Consider the following 7,659-nt stretch of genomic DNA (forward strand, 5'->3'; position numbering starts at 1 on the left):
TGGCCAGGTCGATGACGGCCTGGACGTCGGGGTCGGGTCGGTTCACTCGTCGGTTCCCTTCGGGGTCTGGTTCACGCGTCCGTTCCTTTCGGGGTGAGGAGCGGCATCCGGCCGGCCGACGCGCCGCCGTCGACGGCGAGTTCGGCGCCGGAGAGGTAGGAGGAGTCGTCGGAGGCGAGGAAGGCGACGAGGCGGGCGACCTCCTCGGGCTCCCCCACCCGTCCGAGCGGCGCGGCGGGATGCTCCTTGGTGCCCAGGTGGGCGGTCATCGCGGTGGTGATGGCCCCCGGGTGGACGGAGTTGACCCGGATGCCGTCCGGGCCGAGTTCGAGCGCGGCCGTCTTGGTCAGGCCGCGCAGACCCCATTTCGCGGCTCCGTAGGCGCCGTGGCCCCAGATGCCCTGGAGGCCGGCCTGCGAGGAGATGTTGACGATGGAGCCGCCGCCGCTCTCCCGCATCGCCCCCGCGACGGCGCGGATGCCGAGGAAGGGGCCGACCAGGTTGACGCGGAGGATCGCCTCCAGGCGGGCCGGGTCCTCCTCGGCGATGGGCGAGGTGGAGTAGATCGCGGCGTTGTTGACGAGGACGTCGAGCCGGCCGAAGGCGTCCTGGGCGGCGGCCACGGCGGCCGCCCAGGACCGCTCGTCGGTCACGTCGTGGCGTACGAAGCGGGCGGCGGCGCCGAGGGAGGCGGCCGTCGCCTCTCCCTCCGCCTCCAGGACGTCGGTGAGGACGACCTTCGCCCCGAGGGCGGCGAACAGGCGGGCCTCGGCCTCGCCCATGCCGCGTGCCGCGCCGGTGACCAGCGCGACCTTTCCTGTCAGATCGACGGGCATCAGCGGTTCTCCTCGGTCGGGTCCTCGGTCGGCCGGAGGGTCGGGCCGGTCGTCCACCCGCCGTCGACGGCCAGTTCCGCGCCGGTGACGTACGAGGCGGCGTCCGAGAGCAGGAAGGCGACCGCCCGCGCGATCTCCCGGGGCTCGCCGACCCGGCCCATCGGTGTGTTCGGGTACTTCCCCTCGCCCCGCTCGATACCCACGTGCGCGGTCATCGGGGTGTGGATCATGCCGGGGTGTACGGAGTTGACGCGGATCCGGTCGGCTCCGAGTTCGACCGCGCCGAGCTTGGTGAGCCCGCGCACGCCCCACTTGGCCGCGCCGTAGCCCGCGGTCCTGGCCAGGCCCATGAGGCCGGCGGCGGAGGAGATGTTGACGACGGAGCCGCCGCCGTTCTCCCGCATCGCCGGGATCACGGCCCGCATGCCGAGGAACACGCCGGTGAGGTTGATCTCGAGGACCTGCCGGAACGCCTCGGCCGTCTGCTCCTCCAGGAGGTGCGAACCACCGGAGATCCCGGCGTTGTTGACCAGGCCGTCCACCCGGCCGAAGGCGTCGACCGTGAAGTCGACGACCTCGCGCCAGTCCTCCTCGGAGGTGACGTCGTGGCGGAGGAAGCGGGCGTGGCCGCCGAGCTTCTCGGCCGCTGCCCGCCCCTCCTCCTCCCGTACGTCGGTGAGCACGACCCGGGCGCCCGCCTCGGCGGCCACCCGGCCGGCCTCCGCGCCGATCCCCCGCGCCCCGCCGGTGATGATCACCGTCCGGCCCCGCAGATCCGTCACCGGGGCGCTCACCGCGTCTCGGCGGAGCGCGTACGGGCGATGTCGTCGACCGCGAGCCAGCTGAAGGTCATGGCGGGGCCGATGGTCGCGCCGGGGCCCGGGTAGGTCTCGCCCATGACGGCGGACGAGACGTTGCCGGAGGCGTACAGGCCGTCGATGGGGCTGCCGTCCTCCCGCAGCACGCGGGCCGTGGCGTCGGTGACCAGGCCGCCCTTGGTGCCGATGTCGCCCGGGTGGACGGGGATCGCGTAGTACGGGCCCTTCTCCAGGGGTGCCAGGTTGGGGTTGGGCAGCGTCGGGTCGCCGTAGTAGCGGTCGTAGACGCTGTCGCCGCGGTGGAAGTCCTCGTCACGGCCCGCGCGGGCGAAGCCGTTGAACCGGTCCACGGTGGCGCGCAGCCGCTCCGGGGCGACGTCGATGCGCGCGGCCAGCTCCTCGACGGTCGGGGCCTTCTTGATGAAGCCGCTCTCCAGCCACGGCTTGGGGAACGCCTGGCCCGGGAAGAGGCCCATGAAGATGTAACGGGCCCTGGAGGTGGCGTCGAGGATCAGCCAGGACGGCACGGTGCTCGCCCCGGGCTTGTCGTTGGCGTACATGGCGTCGACGAACTCGTGGTACGGGGCGGCCTCGTTGGCGTAGCGCTCCCCCGCCGCGTTGACGATCACCATGCCGGGAACGCCGCGGTCGGCGACGAGGAAGAACGGCTTCCCCCCGGGGGGCACCACCGACGGCGCGCCCCACACCTTGTCCATCAGGTCGGTGGCGGCGCCGAGGGCGACGGCCGGTTCCAGGGCGTCGCCGGTCTGGCCCTCGGCGGCGGAGCTCCACTCGGTGGAGGTGGGCGCCGGCAGGTGCTTCTCGCGGAGCCGCTGGTCGTGGGAGAAGCCTCCGGAGGCGAGGACGACGCCGCCCTTCGCCCGGACCGTGAGCTCACGGCCGTTCCTGGTGATCCGGACGCCGGTGACCCGGCCGTCCTCCTCGACGAGGCCGGTCATCGGGGCGGAGAGCCACAGGTCCGCGCCGAGGGCGTCGAGCGAGTGCCGCATGCGGGCGATCAGCGCCTCGCCGAGGGAGAGCGGTTCCCTGCCGGTGAGCTTCGCCCCGACCGCCTGGGCGCCGACCTTGAGCGCGGTGCGGCGGCCGGCCCAGGTGCGCGCCACCATGTTCAGCTGCCGGAAGTCCTTGGAGGTGATGGTGAGGCCGTACGTGGGCAGCCCGGCGCGGCGCATGGTGGCGCGCTGCTCGGGGCCGAGCTTCTTGAAGTCGAAGACCTGCGGTTCGACGGAGCGGCCCTGCGGGTAGCCGCCGAGCCGCTCGGGGTAGTAGTCGGAGTAGCCGGGGGTGTAGACGAAGCGCACGTCCGTGCGGTCGTGGAACTCCCGTACCATCCGCGGTCCGTGGGTGACGTAGGCGTCCTTGCGTTCGGCGGTGACCCGGTCGCCGACCGTGGCGTCCAGGTAGGCGCGGGCCTTCTCGGGGGTGTCGCCGAGCCCGGCCTCGTCCAGGTGGAAGTTGTCCGGGACCCAGATGGCGCCGCCGGACAGGGCGGTCGAGCCGCCGTAGACGTCGGTCTTCTCCAGCACCAGGGCGGTCAGGCCGCGCAGCCGGGCGGTGATGGCCGCGGCCATGCCGGCGGCGCCGGAGCCGACGACCACCACGTCGTACGTGTGGTCCCACTGGTCGTTCATGCGGTTCTCCCTGGTCGTGTCAGGGCCTGTCTGCCCCTGGGTGGGTCGGCGGCCGGGGCGGGCCGTCCTCCGCCCCGGCCGCCGGGTCGTGGCGCGCGGTGATCCGCGCGTCGGTTCGGCGGGCGGTGTCCGCGTACCGGTTCAGCCGGCCGTGATCCGCGCGTCGGTGAGGACCGGCGCGTCCTCGCGGTCCGCGGCCGTGGCCGTCAGCCGGTAGCCGTCGGGGGTCTCCCAGACGCGCAGCCGCAGCGTCTCGCCGGGGAAGAAGACCCCGGCGAAGCGGGTGCGGCAGCCGGTGACCGCGCTCGCGTCGCCGTCGAGCAGTCGGTCGGTGACCGCCTTGACCGCCATCCCGAAGGAGCAGAGCCCGTGCAGGATGGGGCGGTCGTGGCCCGCGCGGCGGGCGGTGGCGGGGTCGGCGTGCAGCGGGTTCCAGTCCCCGGTGAGCCGGTAGAGCAGGGCCTGCTGGCGGAGCGTCGGGACCTCGGCCACCAGATCGGGTTCCCGGTCGGGGACGGGGAGGCGCTCGGAGGGACCGCGGTCGCCGCCGAAGCCGCCCTCCCCGTGGACGAAGATCTGGTTCCGCTGGGTGACCAGCGGCTCGTCGTCCTCGCCGAGGAGGGTGGACTCCTGGACGATGACGGCGGCCTTTCCCTTGTCGTGCACGGCCACGGCCCGGGTGACCGCGGTCGCCCGTGCGGCGGCGGGCAGCGGGCGGTGCACGGTGATCTCCTGGCCGCCGTGCAGCACCTTCGCCAGGTCGATGTCGACGCCCGGCAGGTCGAAGACCTGGAAGCCGACACCGCCGGTGCCGCCCGCGACGACGCCGAAGGTGGGCAGGACCTGGAGGCCCCGCTCGTGTCCCTCGTACACGTAGCGCAGTTCGCGCGGGTCGGTCTCCGGGACGCCGGCGCCGAGCGCCAGGTGGTAGAGCCGTACGTCGCGCTCGTCCCACCCGACCTCGGTGCGCACCGGCGGTGCGGAGAGCGCCTTCTCGACGTCGATCGGCATCAGAACGCGCCCACGGCGTAGCGGCTGCGGAAGAACAGCAGCGGCCGGCCGTCCTCGCCGGCGTCGAGCGCCACCACCTGTGCCGTGACCAAGTGGTGGTCCCCGGCCTCGTACACGGCGTCCAGCTCGCACTCCACGTGGGCGAGGGCTCCGTCGATGCGGACGGTGCCGTGCTCTCCGGTGCTCCAGGGCACCCCGGCGAACTTGTCGGGTCCGCTGCGGCCGAGGGCGGCGCAGGTGGCCTGCTGGTCCTCGGCGAGGATGTTGACGCAGAAGCGGCCCGACCGCTCGATCCTCGGCCAGCTGGTGGAGTTCTTGCCGACGGCCAGCATGACCAGCGGGGGGTCGAGGGAGAGCGAGGCAAAGGACTGGCAGGCGAATCCGACCGGTTCCAGGGTGTCGGCGTCGAGCGTCGCCACGACCGTGATGCCGCTGGCGAAGCGGCCGAGGACGTCCCGGAACTCGGACGGCGGGATCAGCCGTTCCACCGGTGGCCCCAGAAGCTGTCGGCGGTGATCTCCTTCGCGACCCAGGTGGCGGGGTCGACGACGAGGCCGTCCCAGCCGTACTCGACCTGGAAGCCGCCGGGGGCCTGGGCGTAGAAGGACACCATGCGGTCGTTGGTGTGGCGGCCGAGGCTGGACGCGATGGGGATGCCCGCGGCCTGCATGCGGTCGAGGCCCCGGCCCACGTCGTCGAGGGTCTCCAGCTCCACCATGAAGTGCACGATGCCGGGGGGCAGGGCGCCGGGGTAGAGGCCGAGGCTGTGGTGGCGGCGGTTGGGGCTCAGGAAGTGCATCCAGTGGAAGTCCCGCTGCTCGGTGGCGGTCGGGACGGCCTGCGGCGGCAGCTTCATCGAGTCGCGCAGCTGGAAGCCGAGCAGGTTCTCGTAGAAGTCGAGCGCGGCCTCGATGTCCGGCACCGGGAGCACGACGTGGCCGAGGCCGAGCTCCTCCCCTGCGGGGGTCCCGGTGACGAAGCGGTTGCCGTACGGGGTGCCGAGCGCGGTGTGGTCCTGTGCCTGGCCCCAGTAGATCTCCAGCGGGTTGCCGCCCGGGTCCGTGACGTGGATCAGGCCCTGGACGCGGCGCTCGGCGAGTTCGGCGGGGTCGGCGGCCTTGACGGCGACGCCGGCGGCCTCCAGCTCCTCGGCGGCGCGGGCGAGTGCGGCGGAGTTCGCCACCTCCCAGCCGGCCGCGAGGAGCCGGTCGCTCTCGCCGGCCTGGATGACGATGCGGTAGGCCCGGTCGTCCAGGCGGAGGCAGAGGGTGTCCTCGGTGGTGCCGGTCGCCTCCACCATGCCGAGGACGTCGAGCGCGTAGCGGCGCCACTCGTCCAGGGTGGTGGTCTCCAGGCGGAGGTATCCGAGAGCACGGATGTCCATGGTGTGCACCTCTTCTGTGAAGGGTCTCAGTGGGAGAAGAAGTCGACGGCGAGGCGGTTGAACTCGTCGGCCTGCTCGGTCTGGGCCCAGTGGCCGCAGTGCGGGAAGACGTGCAGACGCGCGTCGGGGATGGTCTTGAGGGCGACGAGGGCGCCGTCGAGGGGGTTGACGCGGTCCTCACGGCCCCAGGTGAGCAGCACCGGCTGGGTGATGCGGTGGGCCTCGCGCCAGAGCATCGTGGCCTCGGCCCAGGCGGGGTTGGCGAAGGAGGCGCCCATCCGGGCGCTGCCGAGCCGGGTGTCGGGGTCGGTGGCCGAGGCCCAGCGTTCCTCGACGAGTTCGTCGGTGACGATCGACTGGTCGTACGCCATGACGCCGAGGAAGGCGCGCAGTCGCTCCTTGGTCGGCTCGGGGGCGGAGTTGAACTCGAAGAGCCGCTTGATGCCCTCGGTCGGGTCGGGGGCGAAGAGGTTGACGGAGACCCCGCCGGGGCCCATCAGGAGGAGCTTGCCGACCTTGTCCGGGTGGTTCAGGGCGATGCGGACGGCGGTGCCGCCGCCGAGTGAGTTGCCGATGAAGTGCGCCCGTTCGATGCCGAGTTCGTCCATGAGGGCGGCGACGGCGTCCGCGCTGTAGCTGAAGTAGTCCTTGTCGAGTTCCGGCTTGTCGGAGCGGCCGAAGCAGGGCTGGTCGACGAGGAGCGTGCGGAAGCGCTCGGCGAACACCGGGAGGTTGCGGCCGAAGTTGCTCCAGGCCGAGGCGCCGGGCCCGCCGCCGTGGAGCATGATCACGACGGGGCCCGCGGCGCCGGCCGCCGATGTCTCCGTGGCGGCCCGGTCGGCGGGTGCGGCCTCGTGGTAGTGGAGGGTGAGCCCGGCCGCCTTGGCGGTGCGGGAGGTCGACTCGTAGCTGAGCTCTGCCATCGTCAACGCCTCTCAGGCCATGGTGTCTTGGATGTCGATGCCGAGCGCGGCCTGCCCGTACATGACCAGGGCCCGCTCGGGGTCGTTCGCGGCGTGGCCGCGGCCGGTGTGGGCGTCGCGCCAGGCGCGCTGGACGAGCCCGGGGCCGGTGCGCATGGCGCTGCCGCCGGAGTTCTCCATCAGCAGGTCGACGGCCGCGACGGAGCGTTCGGTGGCGAGCACCTGATCGCGGCGGGTGCGGGTGCGCAGCTCCATCGGGATCTCCTCGCCGCGCTCGGCGAGGGCGTACATCTCGCCGATGTTGCGGGTCAGTTGCAGCCAGCTCGCGTCGATGTCGCTGGCGGCGCGGGCGATGCGGACCTGCGCGAAGGGGTCCTCGGCGACCTTCTGCCCGTACGAGACGCGGAACCGCTGCCGGGTGGCCTCGGCGTACGACTCGAAGGCGCCCTCGGCGATGCCGACGATCGGGGTGGAGATGGTGGTGGTGAACACGCCGGCGTACGGCAGCCGGTACAGCGGCTCGGGGTTGACCTCGTGTCCGGGCACGCTCAGGGCGGTGACGGGGCCGAAGCTCAGGGCGCGGTGGTCGGGGACGAAGACGTCCTCGACGACGACGTCGTTGCTGCCGGTGCCGCGCAGGCCGACGGTGTCCCAGACGTCGTCGACGCGGTAGTCGGACCTGGGGATCAGGAAGGTGCGCATGTCGACCGGGTTGCCCTCGCCGTCGGTGACGAGGCAGCCGAGGAGCGCCCAGCGGGCGTGGTCGCAGCCGGAGGAGAAGTGCCACCGGCCGGAGAGCCGGAAGCCGCCGTCGACGGCGGTGGCCTTGCCGGTGGGGGCGTACGAGGAGGCGATGCGGGTCTTGGGGTCCTGGCCCCACACCTCCTGCTGGGCGCGGGGGTCGAACAGGGCGACGTGCCAGGGGTGGACGCCGACCACGGAGGCGACCCAGCCGGTCGATCCGCACGCCTTGGCGATCTCCTTGACCGCCGAGTAGAAGACCACCGGGTCGGCCGCGCGACCGCCGAAGGCCTT

The 7,659-nt window shown here is 72.9% G+C and carries 8 protein-coding genes; all 8 read right to left on the bottom strand.

Translation table 11 applies throughout. From position 1 onward, the window contains the following. Nucleotides 1–71: 71 nt before the first annotated feature. Nucleotides 72–836: a glucose 1-dehydrogenase gene (locus CCN56_RS02530; protein WP_086822942.1), complete on the bottom strand. Its 765-nt coding sequence runs from the start codon at nt 834–836 to the stop codon at nt 72–74. Next, complete coding sequence (locus CCN56_RS02535; RefSeq protein ID WP_086822961.1) at nt 836–1,618, bottom strand: glucose 1-dehydrogenase; 783 nt, start codon at nt 1,616–1,618, stop codon at nt 836–838. The genes CCN56_RS02530 and CCN56_RS02535 overlap by 1 nt, the downstream gene beginning before the upstream one ends. 8 nt (nt 1,619–1,626) lie before the next feature. Continuing rightward, complete coding sequence (locus CCN56_RS02540; RefSeq protein WP_086822946.1) at nt 1,627–3,306, bottom strand: FAD-dependent oxidoreductase; 1,680 nt, start codon at nt 3,304–3,306, stop codon at nt 1,627–1,629. Between the two features lie 141 nt (nt 3,307–3,447). Beyond that, a complete protein-coding gene (locus tag CCN56_RS02545) occupies nt 3,448–4,317 on the bottom strand; it encodes a MaoC/PaaZ C-terminal domain-containing protein (protein ID WP_086822949.1) in 870 nt (289 codons plus the stop codon). Beyond that, on the bottom strand, nt 4,317–4,805 hold the full coding sequence (locus tag CCN56_RS02550; RefSeq protein ID WP_041132830.1) for a flavin reductase family protein: 489 nt from the start codon (nt 4,803–4,805) through the stop codon (nt 4,317–4,319). Before CCN56_RS02550 ends, CCN56_RS02545 begins: the two co-directional genes overlap by 1 nt. Beyond that, nucleotides 4,793–5,701 carry a VOC family protein gene (locus tag CCN56_RS02555; protein WP_086822952.1) on the bottom strand — a complete coding sequence of 303 codons (909 nt, stop codon included), beginning with the start codon at nt 5,699–5,701 and terminating at the stop codon, nt 4,793–4,795. The genes CCN56_RS02550 and CCN56_RS02555 overlap by 13 nt, the downstream gene beginning before the upstream one ends. Before the next feature lie 26 nt (nt 5,702–5,727). Further along, the gene (hsaD, locus tag CCN56_RS02560; protein ID WP_086822955.1) at nt 5,728–6,624 is read right to left on the bottom strand and encodes a 4,5:9,10-diseco-3-hydroxy-5,9,17-trioxoandrosta-1(10),2-diene-4-oate hydrolase; all 897 of its coding nucleotides are present in this window, start codon (nt 6,622–6,624) and stop codon (nt 5,728–5,730) included. Between the two features lie 12 nt (nt 6,625–6,636). After that, on the bottom strand, nt 6,637–7,659 hold a 1,023-nt coding region (hsaA, locus tag CCN56_RS02565; protein ID WP_086822958.1), incomplete at its 5' end, for a 3-hydroxy-9,10-secoandrosta-1,3,5(10)-triene-9,17-dione monooxygenase oxygenase subunit.

It is taken from the genome of Streptomyces sp. NRRL B-24572, assembly GCF_002156145.1.
In the GTDB taxonomy this organism is placed as follows: Bacteria; Actinomycetota; Actinomycetes; order Streptomycetales; family Streptomycetaceae; genus Streptomyces; species Streptomyces vietnamensis.